At 71.6% G+C, this 15,367-nt stretch carries 19 protein-coding genes and 1 tRNA gene; 15 read left to right on the forward strand and 5 right to left on the reverse strand.

From position 1 onward, the window contains the following. The first annotated feature begins 66 nt into the window (after positions 1–66). Entirely contained in the window at positions 67–540 is a 474-nt protein-coding gene (locus OG624_RS19970; RefSeq protein WP_030726226.1) for a cupin domain-containing protein, read from the forward strand. Here OG624_RS19970 and opcA read toward each other — a convergent pair. Together opcA and OG624_RS19980 are read right to left on the reverse strand one after the other, a co-directional pair. Continuing rightward, the gene (opcA, locus tag OG624_RS19975) at positions 489–1,421 is read right to left on the reverse strand and encodes a glucose-6-phosphate dehydrogenase assembly protein OpcA (RefSeq protein ID WP_033223382.1); all 933 of its coding nucleotides are present in this window, start codon (positions 1,419–1,421) and stop codon (positions 489–491) included. The genes OG624_RS19970 and opcA overlap by 52 nt on opposite strands. A gap of 21 nt (positions 1,422–1,442) precedes the next feature. Continuing rightward, entirely contained in the window at positions 1,443–3,074 is a 1,632-nt protein-coding gene (locus tag OG624_RS19980) for a helicase HerA-like domain-containing protein (RefSeq protein ID WP_161296987.1), read from the reverse strand. 88 nt (positions 3,075–3,162) lie between these two features. On the opposite strand from OG624_RS19980, the gene OG624_RS19985 reads away from it, so the two are divergent. Both OG624_RS19985 and OG624_RS19990 read left to right on the forward strand, forming a co-directional pair. Next, on the forward strand, positions 3,163–3,459 hold the full coding sequence (locus tag OG624_RS19985; protein ID WP_030726217.1) for a type II toxin-antitoxin system VapB family antitoxin: 297 nt from the start codon (positions 3,163–3,165) through the stop codon (positions 3,457–3,459). 93 nt (positions 3,460–3,552) lie between these two features. Then, a complete protein-coding gene (locus OG624_RS19990) occupies positions 3,553–4,224 on the forward strand; it encodes a LytR C-terminal domain-containing protein (RefSeq protein WP_033223377.1) in 672 nt (223 codons plus the stop codon). Between the two features lie 41 nt (positions 4,225–4,265). Here the strand turns inward: OG624_RS19990 and upp are convergent, their stop codons facing one another. Then, the gene (gene upp, locus OG624_RS19995) at positions 4,266–4,901 is read right to left on the reverse strand and encodes a uracil phosphoribosyltransferase (RefSeq protein ID WP_030010426.1); all 636 of its coding nucleotides are present in this window, start codon (positions 4,899–4,901) and stop codon (positions 4,266–4,268) included. Positions 4,902–5,064: 163 nt separating this feature from the next. Between upp and OG624_RS20000 the strand changes: the two genes are divergently transcribed. The 10 genes from OG624_RS20000 (at position 5,065) to OG624_RS20045 (ending at position 12,064) form a co-directional block, all read left to right on the forward strand. After that, the gene (locus OG624_RS20000) at positions 5,065–6,012 is read left to right on the forward strand and encodes a universal stress protein (protein WP_033223374.1); all 948 of its coding nucleotides are present in this window, start codon (positions 5,065–5,067) and stop codon (positions 6,010–6,012) included. Between the two features lie 132 nt (positions 6,013–6,144). After that, the gene (locus OG624_RS20005; RefSeq protein WP_030010606.1) at positions 6,145–6,324 is read left to right on the forward strand and encodes a hypothetical protein; all 180 of its coding nucleotides are present in this window, start codon (positions 6,145–6,147) and stop codon (positions 6,322–6,324) included. A gap of 368 nt (positions 6,325–6,692) precedes the next feature. Continuing rightward, on the forward strand, positions 6,693–7,241 hold the full coding sequence (locus tag OG624_RS20010; protein WP_033223372.1) for a tRNA adenosine deaminase-associated protein: 549 nt from the start codon (positions 6,693–6,695) through the stop codon (positions 7,239–7,241). A 50-nt stretch (positions 7,242–7,291) separates the two neighbouring features. Next, on the forward strand, positions 7,292–7,720 hold the full coding sequence (tadA, locus tag OG624_RS20015) for a tRNA adenosine(34) deaminase TadA (protein WP_033223457.1): 429 nt from the start codon (positions 7,292–7,294) through the stop codon (positions 7,718–7,720). Positions 7,721–7,888: 168 nt separating this feature from the next. Beyond that, positions 7,889–7,973 (forward strand) — tRNA-Ser (locus OG624_RS20020). Positions 7,974–8,048: 75 nt separating this feature from the next. Next, positions 8,049–8,372 carry a hypothetical protein gene (locus tag OG624_RS20025; protein ID WP_033223370.1) on the forward strand — a complete coding sequence of 108 codons (324 nt, stop codon included), beginning with the start codon at positions 8,049–8,051 and terminating at the stop codon, positions 8,370–8,372. 487 nt (positions 8,373–8,859) lie between these two features. Next, positions 8,860–9,021, forward strand: a complete 162-nt coding sequence (locus OG624_RS20030) for a hypothetical protein (RefSeq protein ID WP_167745563.1) — start codon at positions 8,860–8,862, stop codon at positions 9,019–9,021. Between the two features lie 207 nt (positions 9,022–9,228). Beyond that, positions 9,229–10,131, forward strand: coding sequence for an RNA polymerase sigma factor SigF (locus tag OG624_RS20035; protein WP_033223456.1), 903 nt, complete (start codon positions 9,229–9,231; stop codon positions 10,129–10,131). Positions 10,132–10,361: 230 nt separating this feature from the next. Next, positions 10,362–11,213 carry an RNA polymerase sigma factor SigF gene (locus OG624_RS20040; protein WP_033223368.1) on the forward strand — a complete coding sequence of 284 codons (852 nt, stop codon included), beginning with the start codon at positions 10,362–10,364 and terminating at the stop codon, positions 11,211–11,213. Positions 11,214–11,263: 50 nt separating this feature from the next. Then, the gene (locus OG624_RS20045; RefSeq protein WP_371639672.1) at positions 11,264–12,064 is read left to right on the forward strand and encodes a hypothetical protein; all 801 of its coding nucleotides are present in this window, start codon (positions 11,264–11,266) and stop codon (positions 12,062–12,064) included. A 93-nt stretch (positions 12,065–12,157) separates the two neighbouring features. On the opposite strand, the gene OG624_RS20050 is transcribed toward OG624_RS20045, so the two are convergent. Beyond that, positions 12,158–12,397: a hypothetical protein gene (locus OG624_RS20050; RefSeq protein ID WP_371639673.1), complete on the reverse strand. Its 240-nt coding sequence runs from the start codon at positions 12,395–12,397 to the stop codon at positions 12,158–12,160. A gap of 212 nt (positions 12,398–12,609) precedes the next feature. On the opposite strand from OG624_RS20050, the gene OG624_RS20055 reads away from it, so the two are divergent. After that, positions 12,610–13,002, forward strand: coding sequence for a MarR family winged helix-turn-helix transcriptional regulator (locus tag OG624_RS20055; RefSeq protein WP_051763506.1), 393 nt, complete (start codon positions 12,610–12,612; stop codon positions 13,000–13,002). A gap of 13 nt (positions 13,003–13,015) precedes the next feature. Next, positions 13,016–14,638, forward strand: a complete 1,623-nt coding sequence (locus tag OG624_RS20060; protein ID WP_161296695.1) for an MDR family MFS transporter — start codon at positions 13,016–13,018, stop codon at positions 14,636–14,638. Here OG624_RS20060 and OG624_RS20065 read toward each other — a convergent pair. Continuing rightward, on the reverse strand, positions 14,635–15,351 hold the full coding sequence (locus OG624_RS20065) for a TetR/AcrR family transcriptional regulator (RefSeq protein WP_371639674.1): 717 nt from the start codon (positions 15,349–15,351) through the stop codon (positions 14,635–14,637). The two genes, OG624_RS20060 and OG624_RS20065, sit on opposite strands and share 4 nt — an antisense overlap. Positions 15,352–15,367: the final 16 nt, after the last annotated feature.

Below are 15,367 nucleotides of genomic sequence, written 5' to 3' on the forward strand. Positions count from 1 at the left end.
TGACCGGCCGGACCGGCCTCCGATTGACCCCTGATTCCGGTCGCTCAAGATCGTAGATTGGTGGACATGACAGAGATCGCGACCCGCGCCGCCACCGCCGAGGCCATCTACGACGGCCCCGGCAGCCTCATCACCCTGCTCACCGACACCGCCGAGCTCACCTGCAACACCGCCACCTTCGACGAGGGCGCGGCGGGCGCCCCCGTCCACTTCCACACCAAGGCCACGGAGTTCTTCCACGTGACCGCGGGCAAGCTCGACATCCTCGTCGACGACGAGATCCACACCCTGGGCGCCGGCGACTTCATCGCCGTCCCGCCGGGCGTCAAGCACGCCTTCGCCCCGGCGGCCGGCCACACCGCCGCCGTCTTCGTCGGCTTCACCCCCGGCATGGGCCGCTTCGACTACTACCGGCTCCTCGGCCGGGTCAACGCGGGCGAGGCCACCGTGCAGGACATCAAGGACAGCTCGGCGACCTACGACAACCACTACGCGGAGAGCCCCGTCTGGAGCGGCCGGCGCCGCAGCGCGGAGCCGTAGACCACGTCCGCGTCGAGGCGGCGCAGTTCCTCCGCCAACAGTTCCGCGCCGCTGCGGATCTTGAGGGCCACCTTGCGGTCGGGGCTCCCCGGCAGGCTCAAGGTGGCCAGCACGCCCGCGGGGCGGTCCACCCGGATCTCCCCGCCCGTGGTCCGCAGGCTGACGCCGGTGATCACCGGGCCCTCGCTCACCAGCCGGGCCACCGGCATCCCCAGCCGGTCCTCCAGCCAGCGCGCCAGCAGCTCCGCGCTCGCGTTGTCCGGCTCGCTCTCCACCGCCGCGCCGGTCACCGGCAGCGGCTTCTGGTCCAGGGCCGCGGCCAGCAGCGAGCGCCACGGCGTGAGCCGGGTCCAGGCCAGGTCCGTGTCGCCGGGCCGGTAGCCGTCGGCCCGCTCGTCGAGCACGCCGACCGGGTCGAAGGCGGCGGCCGCGTCCGTGATCCGGCGCTGCGCGAGCCGGCCCAGCGGGTCCCGCGCCGGCTCGGCGGGCGCGTCGCCCGGCCACCAGGCCACCACGGGCGCGTCCGGCAGGAGCAGCGGCAGGACGACCGAGCCGGCGTGCTCGGTCAGCGCCCCGTGCAGGCGCAGCAGCACGATCTCGCCGGTCCCGGCGTCCGAGCCGACCCGCAGTTCGGCGTCGACCCGGTTCGCGCGCAGCTTGTGCGGGCCTCGGGAGGTCCGCCGGATCACCGCGATGATGCGGCAGGGGTGTTCGCGTGAGGCCTCGGAGGCCGCGCGTACGGCGTCGTAGGCGTTCTCCTCGTCGGTGGCCAGGACAAGGGTCAGCACCAGCCCCATGGTCGGGCTGCCTATCGCCCGGCGGGCTTCGAGCAGGGCCCGGTTGACCTTGCTGGACGTGGTGTCGGTGAGTTCGGTCCGCATGGGCCAGAGTCTGTCACCGCGTCACCGCCGCTTGCGCGCCGTACCGAAGATGGAGCGGGAGATCTCCCGTCCCAACTGGGTCCCGATCGACCGGGCCAGCGAGCGGAACAGCCCGCTCCCCACCACCTGCTCGGCCAACGAGGGATCCGGCTTCGGGGCGCTGCGCGCGGCCCGCGCGGCCTCCTTCCGTGCCGCCTCGGCCTCCTTCTCCGCCTCGGCGGCGGCCGCGGCCTCCTCCGCCCGTGCCTCGGCGGCGGCCTGTTCGGCGGTGATCTTCTCGTACGCCGACTCGCGGTCGATCGGCTCCGCGTAGCGCGACCAGAGCGGGGAGGCCTTCACGGCCTGCTCCAGGTCCGCCGCCGTGATCGGCCCCATCAGCGACTGCGGGGCGCGCAGCCGGGTCGCCGCGACCGGGGTGGGGGCGCCCTTCTCGCTGAGCACGGTGACGACCGCCTCGCCGGTGCCCAGCCCGGTGAGCAACTCCTCCAGGTCGTACGCGGAGTGGGGGAAGGTCTTCACGGTCGCCTTCAGCGCCTTGGCGTCGTCGGGGGTGAAGGCGCGCAGCGCGTGCTGCACCCGGTTGCCGAGCTGGGCGAGGACGTCCGCCGGCACGTCCTTGGGGGTCTGCGTCACGAAGAAGACGCCGACGCCCTTGGAGCGGATGAGCCGGACCGTCTGGGTGATGGCCGCGAGGAAGGCCTTCGAGGCCCCGTTGAAGAGCAGGTGCGCCTCGTCGAAGAAGAAGACGAGCTTGGGCTTGTCCAGATCGCCGACCTCCGGGAGGTCGTTGTAGAGGTCGGCCAGCAGCCACATCAGGAAGGTGGAGAAGAGCTGCGGCTTGTCCTGGACGGCCGGGAGTTCCAGTACGGAGACCAGTCCGCGCCCGTCGGCGGCCGTCCGCAGGAACTCGCTCGTGTCGAACTCGGGCTCGCCGAAGAACTCCGAGGCGCCCTGCTGCTCGAAGGCGGTGAGCGCCCGCAGGATCACCCCGGCCGTCACGGTGGACAGCCCGCCGATCCCCTTGAGTTCGGCTTTGCCCTGGTCGGAGACGAGGAAGGCGACGACCGCGCGCAGGTCCTTGAGGTCGACGAGCTCGAGGCCCTTGGTGTCGGCGTAGTGGAAGATCAGGCCGAGGGACTGCTCCTGCGTCTGGTTGAGCTGGAGCACCTTCGACATCAGGACCGGGCCGAAGCTGGTGACCGTGGAGCGGAGCGGGATGCCGGGCCCGATCCCGCCGAGCGAGTAGAACGCGCAGGGGTATCCGGTGGGCTCCCACGTCTGGGCCACGTCCCGGGCCCGTTCGTCGACCCTGTCGCCCGGCGTCCCGGGCGCGGAGATCCCGGAGATGTCGCCCTTGATGTCCGCGAGGAAGACCGGGACGCCGCCCGCGGACAGCTGTTCGGCGATGAGCTGGAGCGTCTTGGTCTTGCCGGTTCCGGTGGCCCCCGCGACCAGTCCGTGGCGGTTGAGCATTCCCAGGGGGATGCGGATCTGACGGTCGGGCAGGCAGGCGCCGTCCCACAGGAGGGCCCCGAGGTCGAGCGCGGGTCCGGTGAAGGCGTACCCGGCGGCGATCTCCGCGGCCGGTCCCGCCGGCCCCGTACCGTCCGCGGGAAGGGCGGGGTCGGTGCGGGGGTCGGTGCTCTCGCTCATGATTCACTCCCCAAATAGCGCTGTTCGTCACTTTTGCACCACCGTCACGAGGCTGCGCCCGCACGCACCGGCCCGGTAGGCTTTCCGTGTGATCTTCAAGCGCATCGGAAGCGGAAAGCCTTATCCCGACCACGGCAGGGAAACCACCCGGCAGTGGGCGGACGTCGCGCCGCGCCCGGTCCGGCTGGACCAGCTCGTGACGACCAAGGGCCAGCTCGACCTCGAAACGCTGCTCGCCGAGGACTCCACCTTCTACGGCGACCTGTTCGCCCACGTCGTGAAGTGGCGGGGCGACCTCTACCTGGAGGACGGACTGCACCGCGCCGTGCGCGCGGCCCTGCAACAGCGCCAGGTGCTGCACGCGCGGGTCCTCGAAATGGACTGACGGCTTCGTCTGTATTGCGCCTTTCGGGTCACCATTGACCTATCAGCAGATCATTTAGTAGGCATCGACACCGGGTCGCACTACGCTGCGCCCATGAGCATGCTCACTCCCCCCGGCATGGGCGGAAAGTACCGCGTCACGGGAGCCGCCTACCCCCGTATGAGTCGTAAGCGGAGCCGTACCCGGATCGTCCTCGCCGTGCTCGGCTCGATCCTTGCGCTGGCCCTGGTCGGCTACGGGGCCCTGCAGCTCATCGACGTGTTCCAGGGCGACAGCCCGAAGCGGAACACGGCTGCGGGCGCCAAGGACTGCCCCACGACGCCTCCCGGCACCGCCGCCAAGAGCGGCCCCGGCGCCGCCTCCACCGCCCCGGCCGCCGCGAAACCCGCCGTCGTGCTCCCCCCGCCGGGGGAGATCACGGTCAACGTCTACAACGCGACCCCGCGCGCGGGTCTGGCCAAGGCCGTCGGTGACGAGCTGGCCAAACGCGGCTTCGTGATCGGCAACGTGGGCAACGCCCCGGCCACCTTCGACAAGAAGGTCCCCGGCACGGGGATACTGCTGGGCTCCCCCACGACCGACAAGGCCGTCTTCTCCGTACTCGGCACACAGCTCGCCGGCACCACCCAGCAGACCGACACCCGCGAGACCGCGGACGTCGACCTGATCCTGGGCGACGCCTTCAAGGAGCTGAGCACGAAGGAGGACGCGGACAAGGCGCTGGCCCTGCTGGCCAACCCCGCGCCCGCGCCCAAGAACTGCTGACGCGCCGGCACGCCGTACGGCGTGCCGGACCGCCGCGGGTCCTACTCCGCCGAGCCGTACATGCGGTCGCCCGCGTCACCCAGGCCCGGAACGATGTAGCCGTGCTCGTTGAGCCGCTCGTCCACCGCGGCCGTCACCACGGTCACCGGCGTGCCCGCCAGCTCGCGCTCCATGATCTCGACGCCCTCGGGCGCGGCCAGCAGCACCACGGCCGTGACGTCGTCGGCGCCGCGCTTGATCAGTTCCTGGATCGCCGCGACCAGCGTGCCGCCGGTGGCGAGCATCGGGTCGACGACGTAGACCTGGCGGCCCGAGAGGTCCTCCGGCATGCGCGTCGCGTACGTGGAGGCCTCCAGGGTCTCCTCGTTGCGGACCATGCCCAGGAAGCCCACCTCGGCGGTCGGCAGCAGCCGCACCATGCCGTCGAGCATGCCGAGACCGGCACGCAGGATCGGGACGACCAGCGGGCGCGGGTGCGAGAGCTTCACGCCGGTGGTCGGGGCGACCGGGGTCTCGATGTCGGCCTGCTCCGTACGCACGTCCCGGGTGGCCTCGTAGGCGAGCAGGGTCACGAGCTCGTCGGCGAGCCGCCGGAAGGTGGCGGAGTCGGTGCGCTTGTCGCGCAGGGTGGTGAGTTTGTGCGCCACCAAGGGGTGATCGACGACCTGCAAACGCACAACATCCTCCAAAACTCAGCCTGCGACCTGCAAAAACGGTCGCACGACGCGACCTGCACCCAAAAGGCTACGCGCTGACGCGGCTCCTTCGCGTCCGAAGGGCGGCCACGCCCGCCGCTTCCTTGCGGATGCGACCCGCGCGGACGCCCAGCAGGCTGGACGGATGAGCAACACACCGGTGATCGCGGCCGTCGACGGTTCGGAACACAGCCTCAGAGCCCTGGAGTGGGCACGGAAGGAGGCCGTCCGGCACGACACCGGGCTGCTGGTCGCCCATGTACTGCCCGACCACGCCCAGTTGTACGCCGGGCGCCGGGCCTCGCTGCACGACGCCTCCGAGCCGCAGGAATTCGCCGACCCCGTACGCGACTGGGTCCGGTCCCTGCTCGGCGGCGACGACTCCACGCTGCCCGACGGGGTCACGTACGAGGCCCTGGAGGGCTCCGTGGCCGAGGCGCTCCGGGTGATCGGCTCGCAGGCCCGGATGCTGGTGATGGGCTCCCGGGGCCGCGGCGGCTTCGCCAGCCTGCTGCTCGGCTCGAACAGTCGGGCCGTGGCCAGTACGGCCGCCTGCCCGGTGGTCGTGGTCCCGCACGCGGAGCGCGGCGCCCGCCCCGACGCCGACGCCGAGCGGTCCGCCGGGCGGGTGGTGCTCGGGCTGCACGCCGCCGAGACGCCCGACGACGTACTGACCTACGCGTTCACCGAGGCCGCCGTGCGGGGGACCACCGTCCAGGTGGTCTCCGCGTACGCCATCCCGCCCTCGCCGACCCTGGTGATGGACAGCCCCTTCGCGGTGATCCCGCCGGAGGGGCTGGCCGACGAGGGGGACGGGGTACCGGCCGAACGGGAGATGCTGCGCTCCCAGACGGAGCGACTGGCTCCGCTGCGGGAGCGCTTTCCGGACGTCCCGGTCGAGCAGGCCGCGGTGCCCGGTGACCCGGCGGGCCGGCTCGTCATCGCCTCCCGGGCGGCGGCACTGGTCGTGGTGGGGCGCCACCACCCGCGGCGCACCGCCATGTCACTGGCGATCGGCTCGGTGGCCCATGCCGTGCTCCACCACGCGCACGGACCGGTGGCCGTGGTCCCGACCCTCAAGGACGACGCCTGACGCGGTCCGAGGACATCCGAGGGCATCCGAGCACGTCCGAGCACGTCTGACCTGCGGTGGGGTGGCATCAAACGCGCCGTCCGGGGGAAGGTGGGTGCAAGGGGGGACGACCGACCAGCCAGGTGGTGGCCGATGCCCGACAGGCAGCCGAAGGACGATGTGCCGGAGACCGCGGCGCAGCGTCGAGCACGCCGCGCGCAGTTCCTGCGCGACCTGATGGAGGCGCGCGAGCTGCGCGATCGTGTCCAGCCCCGCCGCGCCCGAGCGGCCCGTATGCGCCAGCAGATGCGCATGCGCACCTTCCGCTGGTGATCCGGAACGTTCTTCCGGCCACCAGCGCCTCCCGTCCTCCGCGGACGCCCCGGGCCCGGCACGCGGGTGGTGCGGACCTGACGTGTCGCGGCCATCCGGACCCCGGCACGCCGCGACACGTCCGGGCCGCACCATCCGCCCCACAACCCTCCCCACGGCCCCGCCGCCCCCGCGCCGCAACCCCGCGCGGCCCCCACCGGTGCACGGCGCGGCACGACGCAAGCGCGGAAGACCTCTCGCAAAGCCGCTGTTTCTGCCACGATGCCGATTGGGCGGGGTACGGACGGCGAGCAGCACGGCCGCTGTGCCCCAACCTCCGGCCGGGGGGACCTCCAACCGGCACGCCTAAGACCAGTGGGAGAGTCACGGTGTATTTCGCCGCACTGCTCGCGCGCACCGAAGACGGGTGGGAAGCGAGCGACATGGAACTCGACGATGTCGAGTCCCTCAGTGATCTGATCGATCTCGCCCGGTCCGCCGCTGTCGACGACGACACGGTGGTCGCCCTCATCGAGCAGGAGGACGCCTGGTTCGGCGTCGTCCGCGTGGACGGCGAGGAGGACCCGCGGTACTTCGTTTCCAACGCCTCCGCGGCCGCCCGCAGCTCCTACGGCTCGATGCTGACCAAAGAGCTGCTGGGCAGCGACGAGGAGGACGACGAACTCGACGACCTGGACCTCGACGGCACCGAGGACGGCGAGGAGGATGCCGTCGCGTCGTTCACGGACGAGGACTCCGAGGAGGACGAGGTGGGCGGGACCGGCGCGGAGCCGGTCACGGCCGGTCCGCTCGGCGACCCGATGCTGTTGGACGATCTCGGGGTGACCAACAAGCAACTGATGACCCTGGACGGGGACGCCCTCTCGGAGATCGCCGAGTCCCTCGGCGCCACCGAGGTCCTGGAGGCCGTCCGCTAGTGCTCCCTCCGCACACCGACGATCCCGTACGGGACCCGTGGCGGGACTCCATGCGCCTGGCGCTCCAGGAGGCCGCCCGGGCGGTGCCGGCCGGCGATGTGCCGGTCGGCGCCGTCGTGCTGGGCCCGGACGGGCGGATCCTCGCCACCGGGTACAACGAACGCGAGGCGACCGGTGACCCCACCGCGCACGCCGAGGTGGTGGCACTGCGCCGGGCGGCCACCGAGCTCGGGGAATGGCGCCTTCCGGGGTGCACCCTCGTGGTGACCCTGGAGCCGTGCGTCATGTGCGCGGGCGCGCTCGTCCAGTCGCGCGTCGCCCGGGTCGTCTACGGCGCGGACGACGAGAAGGCCGGCGCCGCCGGGTCGCTGTGGGACCTCGTACGGGACCGCAGGCTCAATCACCGTCCCGAGGTGATCCGCGGTGTCCTCGCCGACGAGTGCGCGCGGCAGCTGACGGACTTCTTCCGCGACCTCTGAGCCGGACCGGAGGTCGGGGTCCGGGGGCGGGGTCCGGGGGCGGGAGCCGAGGGCTCGAAGCCGGGCCCCCGGAGCCGAGCGCCCGGAAAAGCCCTGCTCGCGGTCGCCACGACGCCCCCTGCCCTACCGATTTCAGAGGATGGGGTTCCTTAGGCTAGGATCCATCTCGGTAGTGTGTCCGAGTGGCCGAAGGAGCTCGCCTCGAAAGCGAGTATGGGGCAACCCATCGGGGGTTCAAATCCCTCCACTACCGCTTCGATCGAGAGCCCCGCCCCGCAAGGGTCGGGGCTCTCGGCGTATTCCGATCGCCTCTCCGGAGGACACCCGCGTGACCGCCCGCCCCTTCGGCCGTTGTCACGGCATGACCAAGACCCAGCGCATCCTCGCCGCCCTCGCCCTCGCGGGGGCCGCCGCGGGCCTCGCCGCACCCGCCGCCTCGGCCGCCCCGGTCTCCCCCCTCACCCTCCCGGACCTGCCGGCGGCCGCCCCGGGGATGCCGGCCGGGGCCCAGCCCACGTCCGTCCAGGAGATCGGGTCGCAGCTCAGCGCCGGCGCGAACCAGCTCAACGCCCTGATGGAACTGCCGAACCAGCTGGCCCCCGTCATCGCGCCCGTCCAGCCCCTCACGGACCTGGCCGGCGGCCTGGAGTAGCCCCGGCGGCGCCCGAACCGGCTCCGTACGCCTGCTGCGCGCTTCTCGTACGCCCTGAGCGCGCCCTCGCGCCCCGCGTACGCCCCCCGGCCCGCCCGAATGCCCCGTACGCCCCCGCAGGTCCCCGCGACCGCGGGGGCGACGCGAAGAAGGCCCCGACCGGAGTCGGGACCTTCGAGGGGTGGGACGGGGGAAGTGGCGTCGGGGGACAAGCCACTTCCCCCGACGAGGACGGACCTGCCGGTCCGGGTCGCGCTCAGGGGGAAGCCCGCGGCCCGGACCCCGCAGCGAGGCCCTGTCCCTCACCCACCGATTTCCTGCCAGAACCGGTGGGCTCCCACCCATCCTGCGGCCACCACAACCGCCCCCTTCACGGCAAAAGGCCCGGAGTACCGGGTCATTGGTCCTTAAAGGGCAGGTGAGTGTCCAATCTTGACCGGTTAGACTCACCCGACTTGCTCGGACCGGTTGGGGAGGCCGCCCGCACGTGGACACCAAGAAGCTCATCACGGGTGCCCTCACCGTGTTCGCCCTCTTCGTGATCATCACCCAGCCGAAGAGAGCGGCCGAGATCGTGGAAATAGGCTTCCAGGGGATATCGGATGCCGCCTCCGGCATCGGCGAGTTCATGACCGAACTGGTGCGCTGACCCGTACGCTGAAGCGGTTCCCGGACTTCCGGCCCCCCACTCCGACGGGTGGGGGGCTTTTTGTATACCTACTACTGGGCGTATTGCCCTGGTATGCCCAACTTGCCACCAACACGGCGGTATACGGTGCTTGCACACAGTGCACATCTCTTGTGATGCTATGACCGCTTTTGATGGATGAGAGTTGACCGAAGGGGTGGCGTGACCGTGCCGGCCAGTACTGCGCCTCAAGTGCCACCCCAGCAGGACCCCCAGGTGCCGCCCCAGCCGGAGCCCCAGCGGGAACACCGCCCGGAGCCACGCCAGGAGCCGCCCGAGGAGCCCCCGGTCGCGCCGAGACCCCCGAGCAGGGGCGCGGACACCCGAGCCCTCACCCAGGTGCTGTTCGGCCGGCTGAAGGGCCTGGAGCCGGGCACCGGCGAGCACAGCCGGGTGCGCGGGGCCCTCATCGAGGCCAACCTCCCGCTCGTCCGGTACGCGGCCGCCCGCTTCCGCAGCCGCAACGAGCCGATGGAGGACGTGGTCCAGGTCGGCACCATCGGCCTGATCAACGCCATCGACCGGTTCGACCCCGACCGGGGCGTGCAGTTCCCGACCTTCGCGATGCCGACCGTCGTGGGCGAGATCAAGCGGTACTTCCGCGACAACGTCCGCACCGTCCACGTGCCGCGCCGGCTCCACGAGCTGTGGGTCCAGGTCAACGCCGCCACCGAGGACCTCACGACCCTCCACGGCCGCACCCCGACCACCGCCGAGATCGCCGAGCGGCTGCGCATCACCGAGGACGAGGTGCTGTCCTGCATCGAGGCCGGCCGCAGCTACCACGCGACCTCCCTGGAGGCCGCGCAGGAGGGCGACGGCATGCCCGGACTCCTGGACCGCCTCGGCTACGAGGACCCGGAGCTGGCCGGGGTCGAGCACCGCGACCTCGTCCGCCACCTCCTCGTACAACTGCCCGAACGCGAGCAACGGATCCTGCTCCTGCGGTACTACAACAATCTGACGCAGTCACAGATCAGCGTGGAGCTCGGCGTCTCCCAGATGCACGTCTCCCGACTCCTCGCCCGGAGCTTCGCCCGACTGAGATCCGCAAACAGGATCGAGGCGTAACCGGAACGAGTGGAGATCATTCACACGTTTCCTGACAGATCGGACTGATCGCCCTCCGACCTGCTCTGTCGCTGGAGATATATGTCGACATGGCGCTACAGCGCGTTGCCGACATGTGACATTCTGCGTGAACCGCGTTTGCCGCAGCCCCGCCTCCGGTATTCAGGTGGAGGCTGCGTTCCTCCGACGGGCGCGCAGTACGCGACCGTCCGCGACCTCAAGGGGGTGGCATGTCCGTAGACCAGGGCAGCTCCAAGGTGCTCACGCTCGTCAAGAGCGCTCCTGCGCCCACAGCACCTGTAGCGTCCGACCGCTCGGAAGCCATCGACACCCGCACCCTCTCCCGCTCCCTCTTCCTGCGGCTCGCCGCCCTGGATGCGGACAGCCCCGAACGGGCGTACGTACGCGACACCCTGATCGAGCTGAACCTGCCTCTGGTGCGCTACGCGGCCGCCCGATTCCGCAGCCGCAACGAGCCGATGGAAGACATCGTCCAGGTCGGCACCATCGGCCTGATCAAGGCGATCGACCGCTTCGACTGCGAACGCGGCGTCGAGTTCCCGACGTTCGCGATGCCGACCGTCGTGGGCGAGATCAAACGATTCTTTCGGGACACCTCCTGGTCCGTCCGCGTCCCGCGCCGGCTCCAGGAACTGCGCCTGGCGCTGACCAAGGCCAGCGACGAGCTCGCCCAGAAGCTGGACCGCTCGCCGACCGTGCCGGAGCTCGCCGCCGTGCTCGGGGTCTCGGAGGAGGACGTCGTCGACGGCCTCGCCGTGGGCAACGCCTACACCGCCTCCTCGCTCGACTCGCCCTCCCCCGAGGACGAGGGCGGCGAGGGCTCCCTCGCGGACCGCCTCGGCTACGAGGACACCGCGCTGGAGGGCGTCGAGTACCGCGAGTCCCTGAAGCCGCTGCTCGCCAAACTCCCGCCCCGGGAACGGCAGATCATCATGCTGCGCTTCTTCGCGAACATGACCCAGTCGCAGATCGGCGAGGAGGTCGGCATCTCCCAGATGCACGTCTCCCGGCTGCTGACCCGCACCCTCGCGCAGCTGCGCGTAGGCCTCATCGGGGAGTGATCCGGCGCCCCGCGCTTCCCAATTGACGATCCGTCAGGAAAACTGGCGCGATGCGAACGGGATCGCGAGGGGCCGCCGCCACCACCCTGCTCGCCCTGTGCTGCACGGCCGCCGCGGGCCTCACCGGCTGCGGCGGCCCGGCGCGGGACGGCTATGTCGCCGTGGGCGCCGCGGCCCCGGGCCCCGAACGGGGTGCGGGGGAGAACGTGGCACCGCGGGGTCAGGTGGAGTTCCAACAGCTCGGCGGCCAGGACGCGGCGGGCGGATCCGCCCCGTCCGACACGAGCTCCGCTACGTCGACCGGTCCGGCGGGATCGGCGACCCCTGGTGGCTCCGCCCCGGGCGGAGCCACGACCACCGACCCCGGCGGCTCCGCGGGCACCCCCGGCACCTCGCCGGGGCCGGGCCGCACCCCACCGTCCCCCGGCACTCCCGGAACGCCGTCGGCGCCCACCACGCCGACCTCGCCGGGCGGCCCGGGCACGCCGACGAGGCCACCCGGCACACCCGGCACGACACCGCAGCCCCCGCCCCCGCCGTCCACACCGGCCCGGCTGACACTGTCCACGCCGGTCCGGTCGGCCGCGGCCGACCGCTGGTGCGAGCGGGTCACCGTGACCTTCACCAACACCGGAACCACCCCGGCCCGTGCGGGCACGGTCAGCTTCGCGACGCACATCATCGGAGCCCTCGGCATCGACTGGGCCACGATCACCACGAACCAGCCCCTGCCGGCGCCGCTGGCGGGCGGGGCTTCGACGACGCGGACCTACACGGTGTGCGTGGAGTCCTGGCGGGTGCCGCTGGGCATGCACGTGGACACCCGGACGGTCACCGCGACCTGGAGCTGAGCCGGGGCGGGACCTCCGCGGGCGCCGGCCCCGGAGGGGGCGATGGCGTCCGTGTCGTCGGTGTCGTCGGTCGCGTCGGTCGCGTCGGTCGCGTCAGGACAGGACTACCCAGGCGGCCGCGCCCAGGACGAGCACGAGGGCGATGATCAGCCCGATCTTCGCGGTCGAGTTCGAGGATCCCGACCGCTGCTGCTCGGCGCGGCGCTGCTGACGGGACCCGGGACCCGCCTGGCGGGCCGGTGCGGCCTCCTCGACGAAGGCCTTGAACATCTGCGTGCTGCCCGCGGGGTCGTAGTTGCCCTCGGGGACCTGTGAGTTGCGGTTGTCAGCCATGGAGCAGGACCCTAGCCGGTTTTCCGATTCCTTTACCGCCCCACCCCCCGGATTCATTTGCCTGTAGCAACCATGCGCTTCTATGGTTGCCTCAAGCAACAAGATGGGGGAACCCGGTGACGACCACGCAGACAGCTCCGACCCCGCAGAGCACACCGCCCGCGCCGCCCGCAGCGCCCGCCCAGCCGGCGCCCACCGCTCCGTACGCGGAGCTGGCCCGCCAGCTCACCGGGATCGGCGCGGTCAAGCGCGAGCTCGCCCGCAGCCTGCCCCCGGACTGCCCGCCCGGCGCCGCCGCCGTCCTGACCCTGCTCGACCGGCACGGGGAGATGCGACTGAGCCGACTGACCGAGTTCATGGGGGTCGACATCTCCGTGACCAGCCGGCACGTCACGCACATCGCCGACCGCGGCTGGATCGAGCGCGAGACCGACCCGGGCGACGGACGCTGCCGGATCCTGCGGCTCACCCCGGCCGGGCGGGCACTCCTCGCCGAGCTCGGCGCCCGTTACACGGCCTCGCTGGAGAGATCCCTCCGCGACTGGTCCCCCCAGGACATCGACGTACTGAACACCCTGCTGGCCCGACTCCGATCGAGCTTCTAGACAAAGGACAGACATGGCCCAGTCGGAGACGACGACCGACCACCCGCCCACGTCCGCGGCCACATCCGTGACCATGACCCACCCGCAGATCATGAAGGCGCTGTCCGGGCTGATGCTCGGCATGTTCGTGGCGATCCTGTCGTCCACGATCGTCTCCAACGCCCTCCCCCAGATCATCAGCGACCTCGGCGGCACCCAGTCCTCGTACACCTGGGTGGTCACCGCCGCCCTGCTGTCGATGACGGCCGCCACCCCGCTGTGGGGCAAGCTGTCCGACCTCTTCAGCAAGAAGCTGCTCGTCCAGATATCCCTCGTGATCTACGTCCTCGGCTCCGTGGTCGCGGGCCTGTCCCAGAACACCGGCACGCTGATCGCCTGCCGCGTGGTCCAGGGCATCGGCGTCGGCGGCCTCTCCGCCCTGGCGCAGATCGTGATGGCCGCGATGATCTCCCCGCGCGAGCGCGGCCGGTACAGCGGCTACCTGGGCGCGGTCTTCGCCGTCGCCACCGTCGGCGGCCCGCTGCTGGGCGGTGTCATCACCGACACCGAGTGGCTGGGCTGGCGCTGGTGCTTCTACGTCGGCGTGCCGTTCGCGATCATCGCGCTGATCGTGCTCCAGCGCACCCTGCACCTCCCGGTCGTGCGCCGCGACGTCAAGGTCGACTGGCTGGGCGCCTTCCTGATCAGCGGTGCCGTCTCGCTGCTGCTGATCTGGGTCACGCAGGCCGGCGACTCCTACGAATGGATCTCCTGGCAGACCTGGGCGATGACGGGCGGCGCGGTGCTGCTCGGCCTGCTGTTCGTCCTCGTCGAGTCCCGCGCGAGCGACCCGATCATCCCGCTGCGGCTGTTCCGCAACAAGACCATCACCCTGGCCTCGGCGGCCTCCCTGTTCGTCGGCATCGCGATGTTCTCGGGGACCGTGTTTTTCAGCCAGTTCTTCCAGTTGGCCCGCGGTGAGTCCCCGACGATGTCCGGAATCCTCACGATTCCGATGATCGCCGGCCTCTTCGTCTCCTCCACGGTTTCCGGTCAGGTGATCACGAAGACCGGTCGGTGGAAGGCTTGGCTCGTCTCCGGCGGCGTCCTGCTGACGGTCGGCCTGGGCCTGCTCGGCACCCTGCGTCACGACACCCCGTACTGGCACATCGCGATCTACATGGCGCTGACCGGCCTCGGTCTCGGCATGATGATGCAGAACCTGGTCCTCGCCACCCAGAACCAGGTGGCCCCGGAGGACCTGGGCGCGGCCAGCTCGGTCGTCACCTTCTTCCGCTCCCTCGGTGGCGCCATGGGCGTCTCCGCGCTGGGCGCGGTCATGGCCCACCGGGTCACGCACTACGTCCAGGACGGCCTCGCGGCCCTCGGCCCGAAGGCCGCGGCCCTCGGCCACGGCGGCACCGCCGGGGGCGGGATCCCCGACCTCGACAAGCTGCCCGCGCCGTTCCGCGAGGTCATCGAGTCCGCGTACGGGCACGGCGTCGGCGACGTCTTCCTCTACGCCGCCCCGTTCGCGCTGCTCGGACTGGTCCTGGTGGTGTTCATCAAGGAGGTCGCCCTGAAGTCGAAGCCGGCGGCCCACGCCCCGGCGGCGTCGAACGAGCCGGCCCCCGCCGAGACGGCCGTCAAGGCCTAGGTCGGGGCCTGGGCCCGGGCTTGGGCCTGGGCCTGGGCCCGGGCTTGGGCCTGGGCCTGAGCCCGGGCCGCGTCCGGCCGGTCGGCCGGAGCCTTGGCCTCGATACCCGCGATCAGGATGTCGAGCGCGAGACAGAAGTCGTCCTCCGGCGCCCGCCGAGCCGTCCCCCCGCAGCCGTGCAGGAACTGCGAGACGGCCAGGTGGGCGCCGGTGCGTGCGGCGTCCACCAGGCCGGTGGCGTCCAGCAGCCGCTGGAGGGCGGCGTCGAAGGCCCGCGCGTGCGGGCCGATGTTCGGGTAGGCGGCGGTGAGCGGAGCCAGCCACGGGTGGTCCGCCAGCACTCGCCGGTAGCCGCGGGCCAGCGCCGTCAGCCGCCCCGGCCAACCCGCGTCGCCGCTCCGCGCCGTGCCCTCCGCCGTCTCGGGTGGCAGTTCCAGTTCGCCCAGGGCGCTGTCGAGGGCGAGTTCGAGCAGATCCTGCTTGGTGTCCACGTACCAGTACAGGGACATCGCGGTCACCCCGAGCCCGGCGGCGAGCCGCCGCATCGAGAACCGGGCCAGTCCGTCGGCGTCGAGCAACCGCACGGTGGCGGCGGTGATCCGCTCCCGGTCCAACCCTGAGGGTGCCTCGCTGCGGCGTCCGGCGGGTGCGGCGGGCCTCGCGGCCAGCCACACACTGGTGCGGGTCTCACCGGGATCGGCCGCGGTCACCATGCAGGCACCCTCCTCA

The organism is Streptomyces virginiae (assembly GCF_041432505.1).
In the GTDB taxonomy this organism is placed as follows: Bacteria; Actinomycetota; Actinomycetes; order Streptomycetales; family Streptomycetaceae; genus Streptomyces; species Streptomyces virginiae_A.